The organism is Vibrio sp. 10N.261.52.A1 (genome assembly GCF_002876325.1).
Lineage (GTDB): Bacteria > Pseudomonadota > Gammaproteobacteria > Enterobacterales > Vibrionaceae > Vibrio > Vibrio chagasii.
Genome location: NZ_MCYD01000160.1, coordinates 1 through 553 on the forward strand (window position 1 = coordinate 1; position 553 = coordinate 553).

Genomic DNA, 553 nt, shown 5'->3' on the forward strand with positions numbered 1-553 from the left:
TCACTACATCGCCGTTTTTCGTTTATAGTGAAAGAGTAAATTACTTTATTACTTAAGGACGAATAATGAAGAAAGTACTCATCACAGTTTTAAGCAGCCTTGCTGTTGTCTCTTGCGCTAGCACTAGCGACTCTGAACAAACCAGTTCTGGTTCTGATACCAACTACTCTCAACTATCACAAACTGCATTAATGGCAGCTGTAAACATGTGGTCTCAACAAAATGAAACAACACCGCTTGCTGACACTGTTGCTGACCAAGCGTCTGTCACTAGCGATCAAGCGATTGGTGGTATCGGTTCTATGTTAGCACTGGCACAGAACTCACTAGATACTACAGATAACAAAGAGCTTGCGTCACTTATCCCAGGTATGTCTAGTCTGGAGTCAACGGGTCTATCATCACTACTAAACTCACAAGGTGCAGTTGAAAGTGCCTTTTCTAGTTTAGGTATGGATCCATCGATGGTATCAACGTTTGCACCAATCATTCTGCAAACACTGCAATCTCAAGGCGCAACGAGTGGCTTGATGGATTCTTTGACTGCTATTTG

General features: G+C 42.5%; 1 protein-coding gene. It reads left to right on the forward strand.

The annotated features are described in order from the left end of the window. Window positions 1-65 precede the first annotated feature (65 nt). Window positions 66-553 (forward strand): DUF2780 domain-containing protein (locus tag BCT81_RS02245; RefSeq protein WP_102423124.1); only part of this gene is annotated, 488 nt, incomplete at its 3' end.